The 18,941-nt window shown below is 72.6% G+C and carries 16 protein-coding genes and 1 tRNA gene; 11 read left to right on the forward strand and 6 right to left on the reverse strand.

The annotated features are described in order from the left end of the window. Window positions 1-4 precede the first annotated feature (4 nt). The gene (locus HDG69_RS10140; RefSeq protein ID WP_171783660.1) at window positions 5-775 is read right to left on the reverse strand and encodes a phosphatase PAP2 family protein; all 771 of its coding nucleotides are present in this window, start codon (window positions 773-775) and stop codon (window positions 5-7) included. On the opposite strand from HDG69_RS10140, the gene mfd reads away from it, so the two are divergent. Then, window positions 774-4,409 carry a transcription-repair coupling factor gene (gene mfd, locus HDG69_RS10145; RefSeq protein WP_171783661.1) on the forward strand — a complete coding sequence of 1,212 codons (3,636 nt, stop codon included), beginning with the start codon at window positions 774-776 and terminating at the stop codon, window positions 4,407-4,409. The genes HDG69_RS10140 and mfd overlap by 2 nt on opposite strands. 39 nt (window positions 4,410-4,448) lie before the next feature. On the opposite strand, the gene HDG69_RS10150 is transcribed toward mfd, so the two are convergent. Then, entirely contained in the window at window positions 4,449-4,877 is a 429-nt protein-coding gene (locus HDG69_RS10150; protein ID WP_171783662.1) for a PPOX class F420-dependent oxidoreductase, read from the reverse strand. Window positions 4,878-5,078: 201 nt separating this feature from the next. On the opposite strand from HDG69_RS10150, the gene HDG69_RS10155 reads away from it, so the two are divergent. Both HDG69_RS10155 and HDG69_RS10160 read left to right on the forward strand, forming a co-directional pair. Further along, a complete protein-coding gene (locus HDG69_RS10155) occupies window positions 5,079-8,486 on the forward strand; it encodes an endo-1,4-beta-xylanase (RefSeq protein ID WP_171783663.1) in 3,408 nt (1,135 codons plus the stop codon). 88 nt (window positions 8,487-8,574) lie between these two features. Then, on the forward strand, window positions 8,575-9,255 hold the full coding sequence (locus HDG69_RS10160) for a DNA alkylation repair protein (protein ID WP_171783664.1): 681 nt from the start codon (window positions 8,575-8,577) through the stop codon (window positions 9,253-9,255). A gap of 6 nt (window positions 9,256-9,261) precedes the next feature. Here HDG69_RS10160 and HDG69_RS10165 read toward each other — a convergent pair whose 3' ends face one another. Then, window positions 9,262-9,984 carry a hypothetical protein gene (locus HDG69_RS10165; RefSeq protein ID WP_171783665.1) on the reverse strand — a complete coding sequence of 241 codons (723 nt, stop codon included), beginning with the start codon at window positions 9,982-9,984 and terminating at the stop codon, window positions 9,262-9,264. A gap of 184 nt (window positions 9,985-10,168) precedes the next feature. Between HDG69_RS10165 and eno the strand changes: the two genes are divergently transcribed. From eno to HDG69_RS10195, 6 genes are all read left to right on the forward strand, one after another. Continuing rightward, complete coding sequence (gene eno, locus HDG69_RS10170; protein ID WP_171783666.1) at window positions 10,169-11,449, forward strand: phosphopyruvate hydratase; 1,281 nt, start codon at window positions 10,169-10,171, stop codon at window positions 11,447-11,449. A gap of 172 nt (window positions 11,450-11,621) precedes the next feature. Then, window positions 11,622-12,296 (forward strand): FtsB family cell division protein, encoded by a 675-nt coding sequence (locus HDG69_RS10175; protein WP_343036366.1) that lies wholly within the window; start codon window positions 11,622-11,624, stop codon window positions 12,294-12,296. 4 nt (window positions 12,297-12,300) lie between these two features. Beyond that, entirely contained in the window at window positions 12,301-12,822 is a 522-nt protein-coding gene (locus HDG69_RS10180) for a DUF501 domain-containing protein (RefSeq protein WP_343036368.1), read from the forward strand. A gap of 49 nt (window positions 12,823-12,871) precedes the next feature. Next, window positions 12,872-13,822 (forward strand): Ppx/GppA phosphatase family protein, encoded by a 951-nt coding sequence (locus HDG69_RS10185; RefSeq protein WP_171783668.1) that lies wholly within the window; start codon window positions 12,872-12,874, stop codon window positions 13,820-13,822. A 227-nt stretch (window positions 13,823-14,049) separates the two neighbouring features. Continuing rightward, window positions 14,050-15,501: an NAD(P)/FAD-dependent oxidoreductase gene (locus HDG69_RS10190; protein WP_171783669.1), complete on the forward strand. Its 1,452-nt coding sequence runs from the start codon at window positions 14,050-14,052 to the stop codon at window positions 15,499-15,501. A 120-nt stretch (window positions 15,502-15,621) separates the two neighbouring features. Next, window positions 15,622-15,695, forward strand: a tRNA-Leu gene (locus HDG69_RS10195). A gap of 20 nt (window positions 15,696-15,715) precedes the next feature. Here the strand turns inward: HDG69_RS10195 and HDG69_RS10200 are convergent. Then, window positions 15,716-16,588, reverse strand: a complete 873-nt coding sequence (locus tag HDG69_RS10200; protein ID WP_171783670.1) for an alpha/beta fold hydrolase — start codon at window positions 16,586-16,588, stop codon at window positions 15,716-15,718. A 116-nt stretch (window positions 16,589-16,704) separates the two neighbouring features. Between HDG69_RS10200 and HDG69_RS10205 the strand changes: the two genes are divergently transcribed. Together HDG69_RS10205 and HDG69_RS10210 are read left to right on the forward strand one after the other, a co-directional pair. Beyond that, window positions 16,705-17,184 (forward strand): CGNR zinc finger domain-containing protein, encoded by a 480-nt coding sequence (locus tag HDG69_RS10205; RefSeq protein ID WP_246256409.1) that lies wholly within the window; start codon window positions 16,705-16,707, stop codon window positions 17,182-17,184. Window positions 17,185-17,283: 99 nt separating this feature from the next. Further along, the gene (locus HDG69_RS10210; protein WP_171783672.1) at window positions 17,284-17,643 is read left to right on the forward strand and encodes a helix-turn-helix domain-containing protein; all 360 of its coding nucleotides are present in this window, start codon (window positions 17,284-17,286) and stop codon (window positions 17,641-17,643) included. A gap of 10 nt (window positions 17,644-17,653) precedes the next feature. On the opposite strand, the gene HDG69_RS10215 is transcribed toward HDG69_RS10210, so the two are convergent. Then, the gene (locus HDG69_RS10215; protein WP_246256410.1) at window positions 17,654-18,265 is read right to left on the reverse strand and encodes a ClpP family protease; all 612 of its coding nucleotides are present in this window, start codon (window positions 18,263-18,265) and stop codon (window positions 17,654-17,656) included. Window positions 18,266-18,273: 8 nt separating this feature from the next. Continuing rightward, window positions 18,274-18,897 carry a ClpP family protease gene (locus HDG69_RS10220; protein WP_171783674.1) on the reverse strand — a complete coding sequence of 208 codons (624 nt, stop codon included), beginning with the start codon at window positions 18,895-18,897 and terminating at the stop codon, window positions 18,274-18,276. Window positions 18,898-18,941 lie beyond the last annotated feature (44 nt).

Consider the following 18,941-nt stretch of genomic DNA (forward strand, 5'->3'; position numbering starts at 1 on the left):
CCGCTCAGGGCCGCACCGAGGGCACGAGGGCGGTGGCGAGGAGCGAGCCCACGGCAGCCACCAGCAGGACGGAGCCGAGGACGTCGCTGGGCAGGTGCGCGTGCGTGGCGACGCTCGCCGCCGCGGCCACCACCACCAGCGCCGCAGCCACCCACCGCGTCTCGCGCCGCGGCCACCCCGCGGGTCTCAGCCACAGGCCGGCGACGCACAGGCACGCGACGATCGTCACGTGGGTGCTGGGATAGGTGCCGGTGCTGCCGGGCGGTGCCGCCAGCACCAGGTCGCGCAGCACGAGACTGAGCGTGGCGCTCCCGGCGACGAGGAGCACGGAGGCCACGAGCGCGCGCCAGGCCCCTCTCCGGATCGCCAGGACGCCGAGCACGAGGACCGTCGAGGCCAGGACGAGGGGGAGCCCGGCGCGTACCCACCCCGCGACGGTCGCCGGGACGTCGGCGCCGGGCATGCCGGCGAGGTTGCCCACCAGTGCGAGCACTCTTGTGTCGGTGGTGCGTCCCGCCGAGGTGTGGACGGCCAGGGCGTGCACACCCGCGACGCACGCCGCGGCCACGACCGCGACCACGGCGTGCTGCGTCCGAGTGCGGGCGTCCGGGTGCACCCCTCGATCCTTCCCGGCGCCGTCCGCACGGTCGAGGATGAAGTGTGACGGGCAGCGCAGGACCGCCGTCACCGCCCCGGCGTACCCTGGATCCGTCAGCCCGCCGCCTCCGTCCCGGGGCGAGATGGGCCCGTCGTCGTGCGCCCGAAGGACCCTCATGAACCTCACCGGCATCGTCCCCGCCCTGCTCGCCGACCCTGGTGCGGCCGCCGCCCTGGAGGCCGTGCCGGCCGGCGGGGAGGTCGACGTCGTCGGCCCGAAGGGTGTGCGTGCACCGCTCCTCGCCGCCGCGGCGCGCAAGCGTCCCCTGGTGGTCGTCACGGCGACGGGTCGTGACGCGGACGAGCTCGCCGCGGCGGTGCGGGCCTATCTGCCGGACGACCGTGCGGACGACGTCGCGGTGCTGCCGGCGTGGGAGACGCTGCCGCACGAGCGGTTGAGCCCCCGGGCCGACACGGTGGCCAAGCGCCTGGCGGTGTTCCGCCGGCTGGCCCACCCCGACGTCGACCCGGGCAACGCGCAGGCGGGTCCCGTCCGGGTCCTGGTCATGCCGGTGCGCGCCCTGCTGCAGCCGGTGGTCGAGGGTCTCGGCGAGCTGGTCCCCGTCGAGCTGCACACAGGGCAGACGGCGGACCTCACCGCGGTCGGGGACGCGCTCGTCGCGGCGGCGTACTCCCGGGTGGACATGGTGGAGCGGCGCGGTGAGTTCGCGGTGCGCGGCGGGATCCTCGACGTCTTCCCGCCCACGGAGGACCACCCGCTGCGCATCGAGTTCTGGGGCGACGAGGTCTCGGAGATCCGCTGGTTCTCCGTCGCGGACCAGCGCTCGCTGGAGATCGCCGACCGCGGGGTGTGGGCCCCGCCGTGCCGCGAGATCCTGCTGACGGACGCGGTCCGGCGTCGGGCGGCGGAGCTGACCGAGCAGCTGCCCGGCGCGATCGACATGCTGGACAGGCTGGCCGCGGGGATCGCCGTGGAGGGCATGGAGTCCCTCGCGCCGGTGCTGGTGGACCGGATGGTGCCGGTGCTGGACCTGGTGGGAGGCGACTCCCTGCTGGTGCTGGACGAGCCGGAGAGGGTGCGCCGTCGTGCCCACGACCTGGTCGCCACGACGGACGAGTTCCTCGCCGCGGCGTGGACGGGTGCCGTCGCGGGCGGGGAGGCGCCGCTCGACCTGTCGGCCGCCTCCTTCGCGACCTTCGCCGAGACGCGTGACGTGGCCGCGCGCCGGGGCCTCGGCTGGTGGACGCTGTCGGCCTTCTCCCTGGACGCCGCCGGCACCCCCGACGCGGACGACGACGGCACCCCGGCAGGTTCCGCGGCGGTCGACGCGGCCGGCGGCGGCACCACGTTCACGGTCGCGGCGCGCGACGTCGAGTCGTACCGCGGTGACGTCGCCCGGGCCCTGGACGACGTGCAGGGCCTGCAGAAGGCCGGGTGGCGCCTGGTGCTCACCACCGAGGGGCACGGCCCCGCCCAGCGCATGACCGAGCAGCTGCGGGCCGCGGACACGGCGGCCCGCCTGGTCACGGAGCTCACGGAGGTGCCGGAGGGCGGCGTGGTGCACGTCGCCCCGGCGCTCGTGGGCAAGGGCTTCGTGGTGCCGGAGCTGCGGCTGGCGGTGTTCAGCGAGTCGGACCTCACCGGTCGCCAGGGCTCGTCGACCCGGGACATGCGCAAGATGCCCTCGCGTCGCCGCAACGTCGTCGACCCCCTGCAGCTCAAGGCGGGGGACTTCGTGGTGCACGAGCAGCACGGCGTCGGGCGGTTCATCGAGATGGTGCAGCGCACGCTCGGTGCGGGTGCCAACGCGGCGACGCGCGAGTACCTGGTCATCGAGTACGCCTCCTCCAAGCGTGGGCAGCCGGGGGACCGGCTGTTCGTGCCCACCGACCAGCTCGACCAGGTCACCAAGTACACCGGCGGGGAGTCGCCCAGCCTGTCCAAGATGGGTGGCGCCGACTGGAAGAACACCAAGGCGCGCGCCCGCAAGCACGTCAAGGAGATCGCGAGCGAGCTGATCCGCCTGTACTCGGCGCGGATGGCGACGCAGGGGCACGCCTTCGCCCCGGACACGCCGTGGCAGCGCGAGCTCGAGGACGCGTTCGCCTACGTCGAGACGCCGGACCAGCTCTCCACGATCGACGAGGTCAAGGCCGACATGGAGAAGACCGTGCCGATGGACCGCCTGGTGTGCGGCGACGTCGGCTACGGCAAGACGGAGATCGCGCTGCGGGCAGCGTTCAAGGCGGTGCAGGACGGCAAGCAGGTCGCGATCCTGGTGCCCACGACCCTGCTGGTGCAGCAGCACTTCGACACGTTCTCCGAGCGGTACGCCGGGTTCCCCGTCACGGTGCGGGCGCTGTCCCGGTTCGAGAGCGCCAAGGAGTCCGAGGAGACTCTCGCCGGGCTCAAGGACGGCTCCGTCGACGTGGTCATCGGCACCCACCGCATCATCACCGGGTCGGTGCACTTCAAGGACCTCGGCCTGGTGATCATCGACGAGGAGCAGCGGTTCGGCGTCGAGCACAAGGAGACGCTCAAGCAGCTGCGCACCAACGTGGACGTGCTGGCGATGTCGGCGACGCCCATCCCGCGCACGCTGGAGATGGCGGTGACGGGCATCCGCGAGATGTCGACGCTGGCGACCCCGCCGGAGGAGCGGCACCCGGTGCTGACCTACGTCGGCGGCTACGACGAGAAGCAGATCACGGCGGCGGTGCGGCGCGAGCTGCTGCGCGAGGGCCAGGTCTTCTACGTCCACAACAAGGTGGAGTCGATCCAGCGGGCGGCGTCGCGCCTGGCGGAGCTCGTCCCGGAGGCCCGGATCGGCGTCGCGCACGGCAAGATGAGCGAGCACCAGCTGGACCAGGTGATCCGCGCCTTCTGGGAGAAGGAGCTGGACGTCCTGGTGTGCACCACCATCATCGAGACGGGCATGGACATCTCGAACGCGAACACGCTCATCCTGGAGCGGTCGGACACCCTCGGGCTGTCGCAGCTGCACCAGCTGCGGGGCCGGGTGGGACGTGGCCGGGAGCGGGCCTACGCCTACTTCCTCTACCCGCCGGAGAAGCCGCTGACGGAGACGGCGCACGACCGGCTGGCCACCATGGCGGCGAACACGGACCTCGGTGCGGGCATGCAGATCGCCATGAAGGACCTGGAGATCCGTGGAGCGGGCAACCTGCTGGGCGGCGAGCAGTCCGGGCACATCGCCGGCGTGGGCTTCGACCTGTACGTGCGGATGGTGGGGGAGGCCGTGGCGGCTTTCCGCGGCGACCGCGAACAGGAGCAGCCCGAGGTCACCATCGAGCTGCCGGTGGACGCCCACCTGCCCGAGTCGTACATCGCGACCGAGCGGCTGCGGCTCGAGGCGTACAAGAAGATCGCCGCCGCCCAGGACGCCGCGGCGCTCGGGGAGGTGCGGGCCGAGCTGGTGGACCGCTACGGCGCCCTGCCGGAGCCGACGGAGGCACTGTTCGAGGTCGCCGAGTTCCGCAACCACGCGCGGCGGGCCGGTCTGACGGACATCACGGCGCAGGGCAAGCACATCCGGTTCGCGCCGGTCGACCTGCCGGAGTCGGCGCAGCTGCGGTTGAAGCGGCTCTACCCGGGCACGATCCTCAAGCCGGGCATCCGGGCGATCCTGGTGCCGTTCCCGACGACGGCGCGCATCGGCGGCAAGCCGCTGCGGGGCACGGCGCTGCTCACCTGGGCCAAGCAGCTCATCGACGCGGTGGTCCTCGGCGAGGTGGGTGCCGCAGCGACGGTGGGCGCAGCGACCCGTTGAGCGGCGCGGCCTCGGGGCTGCCCGCGCGGTGACGGCACCTCAGGCGAACGAGGTGGCCGTGGCGCGGTCCACGGTGACCAGGAAGACGACGCGCTCCTCGTCGCGCGGATAGTCCGACCCCGTGTAGGACCGGGAGATCCGGTCCACGACCTCCCACCCGGCGGCGCCGTCGACGACGTCGACGACCCGTCCTCGCAGCATCGCCATCTGCCACGGGCGCTCGCTGTGCGCGACCGAGACGGTGACCCGGGGGTCGCGCCGGACGTTGCGTGCCTTGCGGGACGTCGGTCCGGTGAGGAACGCGAGGTGATCGTCCTCCCAGGCGGTCCACAGCGGGACGACGTGCGGGGCGCCGTCGGGCAGCAGGGTCGCGAGGTGGGCGAGGTGCGGGTCGGCGACGAGCGAGCGGGCGAGCTCGGGGAGGTGGTCGGGTCCGGGTAGCGGCGTCTGCGGTGCGGTGGTCGTCATGCAGGGGTGACTGGTGGTGCGGCGGCGACTCATCGCCCGTCGGGCCGGCAGGTCGGGGGGCGGTCCCGACGCGGTCGGCAGGATCGGCGTGGAACGATGTTGACATCGTTTTCGAAGCCCGCCATGCTCGTCCCAGGAGGGCGTTGCGGCGCCCTGCCCGGGGCAGCGCTGCACCGGGCCCACCATCGCGAAGGAGCGACGATGAGGCAGAGGTACAGCAGGGCGGTCGCGGGACTCACCGCGGGCGCGCTGGTGGCGGGGGGCGCGCTGGGCGCCGTCGTCATGGGCACGCAGGCAGCGGCGGCGGACGACTCCGTCGTGCTGGAAAACGATTTCGAGGAGACGTTCGAGCCGTGGGGCCCTCGAGGCCCGGTCACGCTCGAGCTGGTCGACGACGCGCGCACCGGCGACGGCGCGCTGAGCGTCACCGACCGCACCGGCGACTGGAACGGGCCGTCGACCCAGGTCGGTTCGTTGTTCAGCGCCGGCGCCACGTACGACGTCGAGGCCTGGGTCAAGCTGCCCGCCGACGCCCCGGACGCGACGGACCTGCACTTCACCGTGCAGGAGTCCTCGGCCGAGGGCGACGACTACGTCTGGGTGGGCGGGGCCGTCACGGCCACCGCCGACGAGTGGGTGCAGGTCGGGGGGGCCTACACCCTGCCGGCCGGGCTCACCGCCGCCGAGCTGTACCTCGAGGCCGCACCCGTGGACGGTGAGCACCCCCCGTTCCTGGTCGACGACCTGGTCGTCACCGCCGTCGAGTCCGGCCCGCCGGTCGACCAGCCCGAGCCGGGCGTGGTCCTGAGCACCGACTTCGAGGACGGCCTGGACGGCTGGGGGCCGCGCACCGGTGACGGCACCGCACCGACCGTCGAGGTGACCACCGCCGACGCCGCCTCCGGCGCGGCGAGCGCGATCGTCACCGACCGTGACGACCAGGGCGACGGCATCGGCCGCGACGTCTCCGGCGTGCTGTCCGGTGGTGTCCAGTACGAGATCAGCGCGCAGGTGCGGTTCGCCGAGGGTCAGGAGACCGACTCGGTGTGGCTGTCGCTGGCCTCCACCGCGGGTGGCAGCACCTCGTACGCCACGCTGGCCCAGTGGACCGGCGTGACCGACAGCGGGTGGACCGAGGTCACCGCCACCTTCCAGGCACCGACCGCGGACGAGCAGCTGCTCTACCTGGAGACGAGCTACAACGGCACGAACACCTCGGACCTCCTCGTCGACGACATCGTCCTCACCGTCCCCGACCCCGCCGAGATCGAGGACCTGGCCGGCATCCACACCACCCTGCCGTTCCCGGCCGGAGTCGCGATCGACTCCCGCGAGACGTCCGGCAAGGCCGCGGAGCTGCTGACGCGCCACTTCGACCAGATCACGGCCGAGAACCACATGAAGCCGGACGCCTGGTACGACGATGCCCGCACCTTCCGTCCGCACCCGCAGGCCGTCGAGCTCATGGACTTCGCCGCCGAGAACGGCCTCGACGTGTACGGCCACGTGCTCGTGTGGCACTCGCAGACGCCGGACTGGTTCTTCGAGGACGCCGACGGCGCCCCGCTGACGGACTCCGCCGCGGACCAGGAGATCCTGCGCGAGCGCATGCGCACGCACATCTTCGACATCGCGGAGTGGATGGCCGCCGACTACGGCGAGTTCGGTGCCGACAACCCCGTCACCGCGTGGGACGTCGTCAACGAGGTCGTCTCGGACGGCGGCACGGACGACGGCCTGCGACGCAGCGAGTGGTACCGGATCCTCGGCGAGGAGTTCATCGACCTGTCGTTCCGGTACGCCGACGAGGCCTTCAACGAGACCTACGCCGCCGAGGGTGCCGACCGTCCGGTGACCCTGTTCATCAACGACTACAACACCGAGCAGGGCGGCAAGCAGGACCGCTACCTCGCCCTCGTCGAGCGGCTCGTCGAGCGCGAGGTGCCGATCGACGGCGTCGGTCACCAGTTCCACGTGTCGCTGGCCATGCCCGTCGCGGCGCTGGAGGCCGCCATCGTGCGCTTCGAGCACCTGCCTCTCGTCCAGGCCGTCACCGAGCTCGACGTCACCGTCGGCACCCCGGTGACGCAGGCGAACCTCATCGAGCAGGGCTACTACTTCCGGGACGCCTTCCGGGTGTTCCGCGAGCACGCGGACGCGCTGTTCTGCGCCACCGTCTGGGGCCTGACGGACGGGCGCTCGTGGCGGGCCGACAACGGCGCGCCGCTCGTCTTCGACGACGCGTACCAGGCCAAGCCGGCGTACCACGGCATCGTGGACGGCGACCTGCCGGCGCAGCAGCGGTCCGCGCACGTCTTCGCCGGCAGCGTCGAGCTCGAGGGCTCCGCGGCGGCCTCGCCCCAGTGGGACCGGCTGCCGCTGCACCCGATCACCGCGTCCGGGCAGGAGGTCGCCGGCTTCCAGCTCCGCTGGGCCGCCGACCACCTCACCGCGTACGTCTCGGTCACCGACGCCTCGGACGAGGGGAGCGACGCCGTGACGTTCGACCTCGACGGCGGCACCGCCGTCGTCGGTCGCGACGGCACGGTCACGGGGGAGGGCTCCGCGGAGGTCGTCGAGACCGACGCCGGGTACGACGTCGTCGCGCACCTGCCGCTCGACGGCGCCGCGCAGGGCGGCACGCTCGGCTTCGACGTGCAGGTGTCCGACGGCGGCACCGTCGCCGGGTGGAACACGCCCGGCACGCTCGGGTCGCTGACGCTGATCGAGGAGCTCAGCTTCGTCGAGGTGGCCGAGGCGTCCACCGCGCCGGTGGTCGACGGCGACGTCGACGAGGTCTGGGCCGACGCGGACGTGGTGACCACCGAGCGACAGGTCGAGGGCGCCTCGGGCGCCGTCGCGACGGTCCGCACCCTGTGGGCCGAGGACACGTTGTACGTGCTCGCCGAGGTGACCGACCCCGTGGTGGACGTCAGCGCGTCCGACCCGTGGGTGCAGGACTCGGTGGAGATCTTCCTCGACACCGGGAACACCAAGAACGGGTCGTACGAGGCCGACGACACCCAGATCCGCATCAGCGCCGAGAACGCGGTGTCGTTCGGCACCGGGGACGCGGCCGAGCAGGAGGCCCGGCTGGACTCCGCGGCCACCCTGACCGACGACGGCTACGTCATCGAGGCGGCGATCGACCTGCTCGGCCAGGGCGGCGAAGGCTCCTTCCACGGCCTGGACTTCCAGGTCAACGACGCCACCGCCGGGACGCGGACCTCGGTGACCACCTGGGCCGACCCGACCGGCACCGGATACCAGTACACGAACCGCTGGGGCGTGGGCGAGCTGGTCGCCACCGAGGCGCCGGCGGCTCCCGGGTGGGTGACCGGCCAGGTGTACACGGCCGGTGACGAGGTCAGCCACGACGGGGCGCTCTACCGCGCCACGTGGTGGACCACCGAGACGCCGGGCGCCTCGCCGTGGGGCTCCTGGCAGGAGATCGCCACGGCACCGGACGGCACCGCCGTGTGGACCGCCTCGCGGATCTTCACCGCCGGCGACGTCGTCGTCCACGACGGTGACCGCTACGAGGCGAAGTGGTGGACCCGCAACCAGGCGCCGGGCGACCGGCACGGACCCTGGAAGCCGGTGTCCTGACCCTCCGGCGAGCCGGCGCACCACTCGAGGTGTGCCGGCTCGCCGCTCGTGGCAGCTCTCCGGCGGCCGGACTTCGTAGGGTGGTCGCATGGACCTCACCGCGGAGTCGCTCCTGGCAGAGCTGCATGCCGTCGCCGACCCTGTCGCGCACCCGAACCGCCACTACCCGGGCACCGGAGGCGTCCTGGGCGTGCGGATGGGCACCCTGTTCGACGTCGCGAAGCGGTACACGGACCTGCCGATCACCGAGGTCGAGACCCTCCTGGAGGAGCCCGCCTACGAGCCCCGGATAGCTGCCTTCTGCGTGCTCGACTTCGCGGTCCGGGGTCCTCGCACCACCGAGGCCGACCGGGAAGCCTGCTACCGCACCTATCTCGCCCGGCACGACCGGATCGACGCGTGGGACATGGTCGACCGCGCGGCGCCACGCGTCGTCGGCGGGTACCTCCGCCACCGCTCCCGTGCGCCGTTGTTCGAGCTGGCCGGGTCGGACGACCCGCTGCGACGGCGGACCGCGATCACCGCCCCGCTCGCCTACACCCGCCCCGCCGACCCGGAGGGCATCGCCGACCTGATCCGACTGGCCGAGGTCCTGGCCGCAGATCCGGACCCGGTCGTGTCGAAGCCGGTCGGGACCGCCCTCAAGCACGCCGGAGCGGCAGACCCGGCGGCGGTGACGGCGTTCCTGGCGAGGATGGGCGACCGCCTGCCCGCACCGGTCCGGCGCGCGGCACGCTCCAAGCTGCCGGGAGACCCGGCGCCGCGCTGAGCCCGATCAGTCCGTCGTGGGCTCGCCCCTGCGAGAGGCCGGGCCCAGCTCGCCCGCGATGCGCTGCTCGATGGCCTCGGTGGCGGCGTCGGGCAGCACGAGGATGCCCTCGAGCTCCTTCGTCGCCCGCCGGTAGGCCGCCTGCCGCTCGGCGTGCGACGCCCCGGCGTCGTCGGCGAGCGCGAGGAGCTTCTTCGCGCGGTCCAGCGCGTGTCGCTCCTCGGGGGTGAAGTCGGAGGCGAGCCGGCGCTTCGCCTCCCGTTCGGCGATGTCGAAGGTGAGCTGGTACTCGCGGACCGCCGCGCGGTACCGGTCCAGGCGACGGCGGTCGCGCAGCTCGTCCAGGTCGTCCGGTCGCAGGCCCTCCGCCTCGCGGCGGGCCCGGTGGAAGTCGACGGTGACCTGCTCGCGCATGTCCGTGATGACCGGGTACTCCAGCGTCTTGACGGCGTCGAGCTCATAGTCGAGCCACCGCCGGTCCGTGCGGTCGTGCTCGGCGACCGTCCGCTCGATCTCGCTGCTGAGCGCCTCCTCGGCCTCGGCCGTGGCGAGCCGGCCGGCGTGCTTGAGCCGGTACAGCTCGATCTTGTCGCGGCGTCGGCGCTCGTCCCACTTCTGCGCCCCCTTGACCCACCCGCCGACGATGCCGCTGAGCGGGAACACCAGCCACCAGTACGAGCCGAGGAAGTCCCAGAAGCCGTCCACCGGTCCCACGATAGTGCTGCTCATCGTGCCGGGCGGCGACGGGCGGTACCGGTGCGGTTGCCCGCCACGCGGGCGTGGGCGCACCGGGCGCGGGACCGGGCTACGCTGGGGGCGTCAACCCACCATCGTCGCGGGCGTCGGCGGCCCCGGGCGCATCCGCGCCTGAGCCGGGCTGCGACGGCCCGCGTGCCCTCTCAAAGGAGCATCCGTGGCAAGCATCGAAGCCGTTGGCGCGCGCGAGATCCTGGACTCTCGCGGCAACCCCACCGTGGAGGTCGAGATCGCCCTCGACGACGGCACGTTCGCACGTGCCGGCGTCCCGTCGGGCGCCTCCACGGGCGCCTTCGAGGCCGTCGAGCGCCGGGACGGCGACTCCGGCCGCTACCTGGGCAAGGGCGTCGAGGGCGCGGTCAACGCGGTCATCGACGACATCGCTCCTGAGCTGATCGGCTACGACGCCGAGGAGCAGCGCCTCATCGACCAGACGCTGATCGAGCTCGACGGCACCCCGAACAAGGCCAAGCTGGGCGCGAACGCCATCCTCGGTGTCTCCCTCGCCGTGGCGAAGGCCGCCGCGAAGAGCGCCGGGCTCGACCTGTTCCGCTACGTGGGCGGCCCGAACGCGCACGTGCTGCCCGTGCCGATGATGAACATCCTCAACGGCGGGTCCCACGCGGACTCGAACGTGGACATCCAGGAGTTCATGATCGCCCCGATCGGCGCCGAGTCCTTCAAGGAGGCCCTGCGCACCGGCGCCGAGGTCTACCACGCGCTGAAGTCCGTGCTCAAGAGCGAGGGCCTGTCCACCGGCCTCGGCGACGAGGGCGGCTTCGCCCCGAACCTGTCGAGCAACCGTGCCGCGCTCGACCTCATCCTGACCGCCATCGAGAAGGCCGGCTTCACGCCCGGCACCGACGTCGCGCTGGCGCTCGACGTGGCGGCGACCGAGTTCTACTCCGACGGTGCGTACCAGTGGGAGGGCGGCGCCAAGACGCCCGACGAGATGGTCGCGTTCTACGAGGGTCTCGTCGCGGACTACCCGCTGGTCTCCATCGAGGACCCGCTGGACGAGGACGCCTGGGACTCCTGGTCCGCGCTCGTCGCGAAGGTCGGCGACAAGGTGCAGATCGTCGGCGACGACCTGTTCGTCACCAACCCGGAGCGCCTGGCCAAGGGCATCGAGACCAAGGCCGCGAACTCCCTGCTGGTCAAGCTCAACCAGATCGGCACGCTCACCGAGACGCTCGACGCCGTCACGCTCGCGCAGCGCAACGGCTTCACCACGATGACCTCGCACCGCTCCGGCGAGACCGAGGACACCACCATCGCGGACCTGTCCGTGGCCACCAACGCCGGTCAGATCAAGACCGGTGCCCCGGCCCGTGGCGAGCGCATCAACAAGTACAACCAGCTCCTGCGCATCGAGGACGCCCTCGACGACGCCGGCCGGTACGCCGGTCGCTCGGCGTTCCCGCGCTTCCAGGGCTGACGCCGGGTCTCACCCGGTAGCCCTCAGGGCCCGACGACGGCCGGTCGCCTCCTTCCGGGAGGTGACCGGCCGTCGTCGTCCCCGGACCTGGGGCCCAGCCTCCCTCCCCCCGGGACGGGGCGCGCCGACGAGGGTGCGGCTCTCGTGGCGTCCGATTCGGCACAATCGAGACGTGCCGTCCCGCCGACCGACCACGCCTCGTCGCCCCGCCGCCCGTCCGGGCCCGCGCTCGCCGCGTCCGACGTCGACGGCGCGCTCGCGGGCGACCGGGTCGAGCAAGGCGTCGGGCTCCCAGCGGGGCACCGCACGTCGCCCGGCCGGACCGTCCCGTGACGACCGGCGCCGCAGCCGCCTGGGACTCGTGCTGCCCGAGGTCCTCACGGTCAGGTTGCTGGTGCTGTCCGTGGTGGTCCTGCTGGCCTTCGTGCTGCTGCTGCCCACGGTCCGCGGCGCGGTGCAGCAGCGGGCCGAGATCGACCGGCTGCAGGCCGAGCTCAGCGCGTACGAGGCGGAGCGTGCGGGCCTGGAGAACGAGCTCGGGCGGTGGGAGGACCGGTCCTACGTCGTCGAGCAGGCGCGTACCCGGCTGAACTACGTCATGCCGGGGGACACCGCGTGGCGGGTCATCGACGCGGACGAGGTGGCCGGCGGCGACGGCCCGGACGAGGACGAGGGCGCGGTGACGCCGGGTTCGGCGGCCGGGCCGACCGGTGCTCCCTGGTACCAGGCGATGTGGGAGTCGATGCGGGTCGTCGACGACCAGGGGACGCTCGACGGCGACCCGACCGAGGGTGACGAGGACGACGGCCCCGGCGTGGATCCGGACGGTGCCGACGGGGGAGAATGACCCCGTGACCTCTCAGCGCCCGGCCCCTGCCGACGACCCGACGGCCGTGACCGACGACGACCTCGAGGTGCTCGCCGAGCAGCTCGGCCGCGCGCCCCGCGGCGTCGTGGGCATCGCGGCACGCTGCGTGTGCGGCCGCCCCCTGGTGGTGCGCACCGCGCCGCGGCTGCCCGACGGCACCCCGTTCCCCACCACGTACTACCTGACGCACCCGGGCGCGGTCGCGGCGGCGTCGCGGCTCGAGGCCGACGGGGTCATGCGGGAGATGTCGCAGCGCCTCACCGAGGACGACGAGCTGGCTGCCGCCTACCGGCGTGCCCACGAGCACTACCTCGCGCGCCGTGCTGAGCTGGGGAGCGTCGAGGAGATCGACGGGATCTCGGCCGGTGGGATGCCCACCCGGGTCAAGTGCCTGCACGTGCTGATGGGGCACGCGCTGGCGGCAGGCCCGGGCGTCAACCCGCTGGGCGACGAGGCGTTGGAGCGGGTGCGCGACCAGTGGCGTCCGGACCGGTGCTCGTGCTGACGGGTCCGGGCGCGCGCCTGTCGGCCCCGGATGAGAAGGTGCGTCCGTGATGAGCAGCACCCGTGTCGCCGCCGTGGACTGCGGCACCAACTCGATCCGACTCCTCGTGGCCGACGTCGCCACCGACGGCACCCTCACCGAGCTCGACCGGCGCATGGAGATCGTGCGCCTCGGGCAGGGGGTCGACCGGACCGGTGAGCTGGCGCCGGAGGCGCTGGAGCGCACCCTGGCCGCCACGCGGGACTATGCCAAGGCGGCCGCGGAGCTCGGCGCCACCCGCGTCCGGTTCGTGGCGACGTCGGCCACGCGGGACGCCCGCAACCGCGGCGACTTCGTCGAGGGGGTGCGCGCGGCGCTCGGCGTCGACCCGGAGGTCGTCTCCGGCGAGGAGGAGGCGCGGCTGTCGTTCCTCGGCGCCACGAGCGGGTCGGCGGCGGACCACCCGGGGCCGTACCTGGTGGTGGACCTGGGCGGCGGCTCGACCGAGCTCGTGCTGGGCACGACGACGCCGGAGGCCGCGGTGTCGATGGACGTGGGCTCGGTGCGCCTCACCGAGCGTCACCTGCACTCCGACCCGCCGGGCGTGGACGAGGTCGACCGGGCTGCCGCGGACGTGGACGCCGCGCTGGACACGGCCTGCGCCGTCGTCCCGCTGGGGCGCACCGCGACCCTGGTCGGTCTGGCCGGCTCGGTGACGTCGGTGACGGCGCACTCGCTGGGACTGACGAGCTACCGGCGCGAGGCCGTCAACGGTGCCGTGCTGAGCGTGGGCGACGTGCTCGCGTCCTGCGACGACCTGCTGGGCCGGACCCGCGAGGAGCGTCTGGCGCTCGGCTTCATGCACCCGGGGAGGGCCGACGTCATCGGCGCCGGGGCGCTGGTGTGGTCGCGCGTGGTGCGCCGCGTGCGCGACGAGGTCGCGGCGTCGGGCGGCGAGCTGACGCAGGTGGTCACCTCCGAGAGCGACATCCTCGACGGGATCGCCCTCTCCCTCGCCTGACCCCCGGGTGTTGTGGGCGCGATTCCTGGCCCGATATGGCGGTTCTGCACCGCTCGGCGCACCAGAGATCGCGCCCACAACATCCTCGCGGCCGACGGCGGTGCGCCCGGCGGACCGGACGCCCTCCAGCGGTTCGACCAGCGTGCTGGACGCGAGCTCGCAGCGGTGACGGACGGGACAGCGGACGGACGCGCGAGCGGTCCGTGGACGGTCGTAGACTGGGAACCATGCCTCAGAACGTTCTGTCGACGGACACCCCTGCCCAGGACGCAGCCGCGCCCTCCCCGCGTCCGCGCAAGGTGCCGCGCATCGTCGTGCTCGGCGGTGGATCCGTCGGGCTGTACGTGGCGCGACGGCTGCGCAAGAAGCTCGGCAAGCGGGAGGCGGCGATCGTCGTCGTCGACCCGCGGCCGTACATGACGTACGCCCCGTTCCTTCCCGAGGCCGGTGCCGGCTCGATCGACGCCCGCGACGTCGTCGCGCCGCACCGCATCGCGCTCAAGGGCGTCGACGTGCTGCAGGGCAAGGTCTCGGCGATCGCCCACGGCGACAAGAAGATCACGATCCACCCGGAGTCGGGCCCGGACTACGAAGTCTCCTACGACCAGCTCGTGGTGGGCCTCGGCTCGGTCTCGCGCACGCTGCCGATCCCGGGGCTCGCCGAGAACGCCATCGGCTTCAAGAACGTGGAGGAGGCCATCGCCGTCCGCAACCACGTGCTCAACCGGATGGATGTCGCCTCGTCCACGTGGGACGCCGACCGGCGCCGCAAGATGCTGACGTTCACGTTCGTGGGCGGTGGCTTCGCGGGCATCGAGGCACTGGCCGAGATCGAGGACATGGCGCGCTACGCGACGCGCAACTACCCGACGATCGAGTCCGAGGACCTGCGCTTCGTCATGATCGAGGGTGCCGGACGCATCCTGCCGGAGGTCTCCGAGCCCATGGGCGAGTGGGCCCTGGAGGAGATGAAGAAGCGCGGCATCGAGTTCCACCTCAACACGTTCCTGTCCTCCTGCGAGGACGGCCACGTGGTGACCTCCACCGGCGTCGAGTTCGACACCGAGACGATCGTGTGGACCGCCGGCGTCAAGGCGAACCCGGTCCTCAAGGAGAGCTCGGACCTGCCGGTCGACAAGATGGGCCGGGTCACCGTCAAGGCGACGCTGCAGGTCGAGGACGAGAACGGCGAGATCGTCCCCGACGCCTGGGCCGCCGGCGACTGTGCCGCCGTGCCCGACCTGCTCAACCCGGGCAGCTTCTGCCCGCCCAACGCCCAGCACGCCATCCGTGAGGCGACGCAGCTCGCCGACAACATGATCGCGGCGCTCAAGGGCCAGCAGCCCGAGGAGTACAAGCACAAGAGCGTGGGTGTGGTGGCCTCGCTCGGCATGTACAAGGGTGTGGCTGAGCTGTTCGGCTTCCTCAAGCTCAAGGGCCCGCTGGCGTGGCTCGCCCACCGTGGTTACCACGTCATGGCGATGCCCACCGGGAACCGCAAGCTGCGCATCCTGGTCGGCTGGATCGGTCAGTTCCTCATGGGTCGCGAGATCGTCTCCCTCGGCTCCCTGCACGACCCGCGCGACGAGTTCCGCAAGGCGTCGGTGCCGCCGAAGCCGAAGAACGAGAAGGTCGACCAGCGGGCCGAGTCCTCGGCGTCGAGGGCCGAGAAGGGCTGACCTCTCAGCGACGTGCGACCGGGCGGTTCTGCTCGGTACCTTCCGCTCCGTTCGGTATCTTGAGCTGCCGATCGCGACGGGAGATACCGAACGGAGCCGCCCGTTCGTCTGTCGGTGACCGCCCCCGTAGCCCAACTGGCAGAGGCAGCCGGCTTAAACCCGGCCAAGTCCCGGTTCGAACCCGGGCGGGGGCACGCGGCGCACCGCGCCCGGGTCACTCCGGGGCGAGTGCCGCGCCGAGGAAGTCCCGGATCACGGCGGTGACCTCGTCGAGGTGGGACTCGAGGAGGAAGTGCCCGCCGGGCAGCAGCTCGATCCGCGCGTCGGGCAGATCGGCGGAGAAGGCCCTGGCGCCGTCGGGCCCGAAGATCTCGTCGTTCTCACCCCATACCGCCAGGAGCGGCACCTGCGAGGCGCGGAAGTACTCGTGCAGCGCCGGGTAGAGCGGTGGGTTGGTCGCGTAGTCGCGGAAGAGCTGGAGCTGGACCAGGTCGTTGCCCGGACGGGACACGAGCGCGACGTCGTGCTCCCAGGTCTCCGGGTCGACGAGGGTCGGGTCGGGGACGCCGTGCAGGTACTGCCACCGGATCGCCTCCCGGCCGAGCGCAGGGCGGATGGCGGCCTCTGTCCGCTCGTCCTGTGTCTCGGCCCAGGCCCACACGTCCGCCCAGAAGCCTTCGACGAACCCGGCGTCGTACGCGTTGCCGTTCTGGCTGATGATCGCCGTGACGGCGGAGGGGTTCTCGAGCGCGAGCCGCCAGCCGATCGGCGCGCCGTAGTCCTGCACGTAGATCGCGTACCGCGTGACCCCGAGCGACGCCAGCAGGCCCGAGGTGATCCGGGCGAGGGCGTCGAAGCTGTAGTCGAACTCGTCGATGCCGGGGGCCGCGGACAGGCCGAAGCCCAGGTGGTCCGGCGCGATCACGTGGTAGTCCTCGGCGAGCAGGGGGATGAGCCGGCGGAACATGTGGGAGCTCGTCGGGTACCCGTGCAGCAGCACGATCGTCGGTGCGTCGTGGGGGCCGGCCTCGCGATAGAAGACGGAGTGCCCGTCGACCTCGGTGAACCTGTGGTGGATGGCGACCATTTTTCTAACCCCTCCAGGTAGTTGGATGTAGTTATGAGACCACGGGGGTGGTAACCTGTCAACCCTAGGCGAGGGGGTTAGTGATGGACGTGGTGGCACGTGCGGACGAAGACCTGTTGATCGACCTGCTCAACACGACGTCCGTCGTCGACGGCCGGCGGACGGACGAGCTGACCGACGACGCCGGCCAGGCCTGGGCGAGGGCCCACGGCGGTGCCGGGCTCACCGAGGAGGTGGCGACGCTGCGGCGCGTCCGGGACGCGGTCCAGGAGGTGATCCACGGCGCGGCCGACCCTCAGGACGTGGCGGCCGACGTCGAGAAGGTCGCGGTGCACCCGGTCTGGCGCGAAGGTTCCCTCGGATGGGAGGTGCAGGCACCTGCCGAGCAGGTGCTCGCGTCACGAGCGCTGCTCGCCTGGGCGGTCGTCCACGAGCGCTCTCCCGGCCGCCTGCGGCCGTGCGCGAACCCGGAGTGCTGTCGCTTCCTGCTGGACCGCAGCAACGCGAACACGGCGCGGTGGTGCTCGATGGCGCTCTGCGGCAACCGGGTCAAGGCCCGGCGCCACTACCGGCGGACCAGGGCCGACGAGCAGTAGGCCGGCCGGCGGCCCCTGCCCTTCTGCCGTCGGCAGAACCGGGCGCCCGACCTGCCGGACAGGCCCTGTGGCGGGCCCGTCCGGAGTAGCGTCGGTTCCATGACGAGGAGCGACGGGACGCACGAGCCGCTGCTGCGACACCTGGTGGGTGCCCTCCTGCGGCGTGCTCGACGACGTCAGGGGCGCACCCTGCAGGAGGTCGCCGAGGTGGCCCGCATGTCGACGGCCTACCTGTCCGAGGTCGAGCGCGGGCGCAAGGAGCCGTCGTCGGAGGTGCTCGCCGCGGTGTGCCGGGCGCTGGACCTGCGGCTCGTCGACCTGGTCGCCGACGCCCACGCCTCCCTCGTCGCGGCGACCGAGCCGCGGGTACGGGTCCTGACGTCCACGGGCCCGACGTCGGTCCAGCACCTGCGGTCGGCGCCGTCCACCACGTCCGACGTCGTCGCGCTCGCCGCGTGAGCAGCCCGGGTCACGCGGCCGGATGCTTGCGCGAGGTGACGACGGCGTCGGCCACGCCGTAGGCGACGGCGTCGGCGGCCGAGAGGATGAGGTCGCGGTCGGTGTCCGCACGCAGCCGCTCGAGGGTCTGGCCGGTGTGGCGGGCGAGCAGCTCCTCGGTCTCGGCGCGAAGGCGCAGCACCTCGCGGGCCTGGATCGCCAGGTCTGACACGGTGCCCTGGGCCCGGGAGGAGGGCTGGTGCAGCAGCACGCGCGAGTGCTCCAGCACGGTGCGGCGCCCCGGTGTGCCCGCAGCCAGGAGCACGGCCGCGGCGGAGGCGGCCTGACCCATGCAGGTGGTGGCGACGTCGCAGCGGACGAACTGCATGGTGTCGTAGACGGCGGCCATCGCGGTGGCGGAGCCACCGGGGGAGTTGATGTACAGGCCGATCTCGAGCTCGGGGGCCTCGGACTCCAGGTGCAGCAGCTGCGCCATCACGACGTTCGCGACGCCGTCGTCGATCTCGGTGCCGAGGAAGATGATGCGGTCGCGCAGCAGGCGGCTGAAGACGTCGGAGGCGCGCTCGCCGAGCGGGGTCCTCTCGACGACGTGCGGGATCGTGTAGCTCGCGGTGCTCGTCATCCCCGTGCTCATAGCCCCGCCTTCCGGCCGGCGGCCGCGGGGCGTACGTCGTCGACGGACTCCACGATCCGGTCCACGAGCCCGTACTCCAGGGCCTCGGCGGCGGTGAACCACCGGTCGCGGTCGGCGTCCGCCGTGACCTGCTCGACGGTCCGCCCGGAGTGCTGGGCGGTGAGCTCGTGCATCAGCCGCTTGGTGTGCTCGAGGTTCTCGGCCTGGATGGCGATGTCGACGGCGGTGCCGCCGATCCCCGCCGACGGCTGGTGCATCATCACGCGCGTGTGGGGCAGGGCGTACCGCTTGCCGGCCGTGCCGGCGGTGAGCAGGAACTGGCCCATGCTGGCGGCGAACCCGAAGCCGACGGTGACGACGTCGTTCGGCAGCAGCCGCATCGTGTCGTAGACGGCGAGGCCGGCGCTGACCGAGCCGCCGGGGGAGTTGACGTAGAGGGCGACGTCGGAGGCGGGATCCTCGGCGGACAGCAGCAGGAGCTGGGCGCAGACACGGTTCGCGACGGCGTCGTCGACCTCGGTGCCGATGACGACGATGCGCTGGTGCAGCAGCCGGGTGGCGAGCTGGTCGTCGAACGGTGTGGTGGGTGGGGGAGTCTCTGAGCGGAGCGTCGGTTCCATGGCTTCACGATGCGCCGCCGCTGCCGGTGGCGGGGCGTCGATCT

The organism is Isoptericola halotolerans (genome assembly GCF_013149785.1).
In the GTDB taxonomy this organism is placed as follows: Bacteria; Actinomycetota; Actinomycetes; order Actinomycetales; family Cellulomonadaceae; genus Isoptericola; species Isoptericola halotolerans.

Excerpts from the sequence above, each read along its gene's own strand:
- mfd (WP_171783661.1), top strand. The coding sequence starts at position 774 with ATGAACCTCACCGGCATCGTCCCCGCCCTGCTCGCCGACCCTGGTGCG.
- HDG69_RS10140 (WP_171783660.1), bottom strand. The coding sequence starts at position 775 with ATGAGGGTCCTTCGGGCGCACGACGACGGGCCCATCTCGCCCCGGGAC.
- HDG69_RS10150 (WP_171783662.1), bottom strand. The coding sequence starts at position 4,877 with ATGACGACCACCGCACCGCAGACGCCGCTACCCGGACCCGACCACCTC.
- HDG69_RS10155 (WP_171783663.1), top strand. The coding sequence starts at position 5,079 with ATGAGGCAGAGGTACAGCAGGGCGGTCGCGGGACTCACCGCGGGCGCG.
- HDG69_RS10160 (WP_171783664.1), top strand. The coding sequence starts at position 8,575 with ATGGACCTCACCGCGGAGTCGCTCCTGGCAGAGCTGCATGCCGTCGCC.
- HDG69_RS10165 (WP_171783665.1), bottom strand. The coding sequence starts at position 9,984 with ATGAGCAGCACTATCGTGGGACCGGTGGACGGCTTCTGGGACTTCCTC.
- HDG69_RS10185 (WP_171783668.1), top strand. The coding sequence starts at position 12,872 with ATGAGCAGCACCCGTGTCGCCGCCGTGGACTGCGGCACCAACTCGATC.
- HDG69_RS10190 (WP_171783669.1), top strand. The coding sequence starts at position 14,050 with ATGCCTCAGAACGTTCTGTCGACGGACACCCCTGCCCAGGACGCAGCC.
- HDG69_RS10200 (WP_171783670.1), bottom strand. The coding sequence starts at position 16,588 with ATGGTCGCCATCCACCACAGGTTCACCGAGGTCGACGGGCACTCCGTC.
- HDG69_RS10210 (WP_171783672.1), top strand. The coding sequence starts at position 17,284 with ATGACGAGGAGCGACGGGACGCACGAGCCGCTGCTGCGACACCTGGTG.
- HDG69_RS10215 (WP_246256410.1), bottom strand. The coding sequence starts at position 18,265 with ATGACGAGCACCGCGAGCTACACGATCCCGCACGTCGTCGAGAGGACC.
- HDG69_RS10220 (WP_171783674.1), bottom strand. The coding sequence starts at position 18,897 with ATGGAACCGACGCTCCGCTCAGAGACTCCCCCACCCACCACACCGTTC.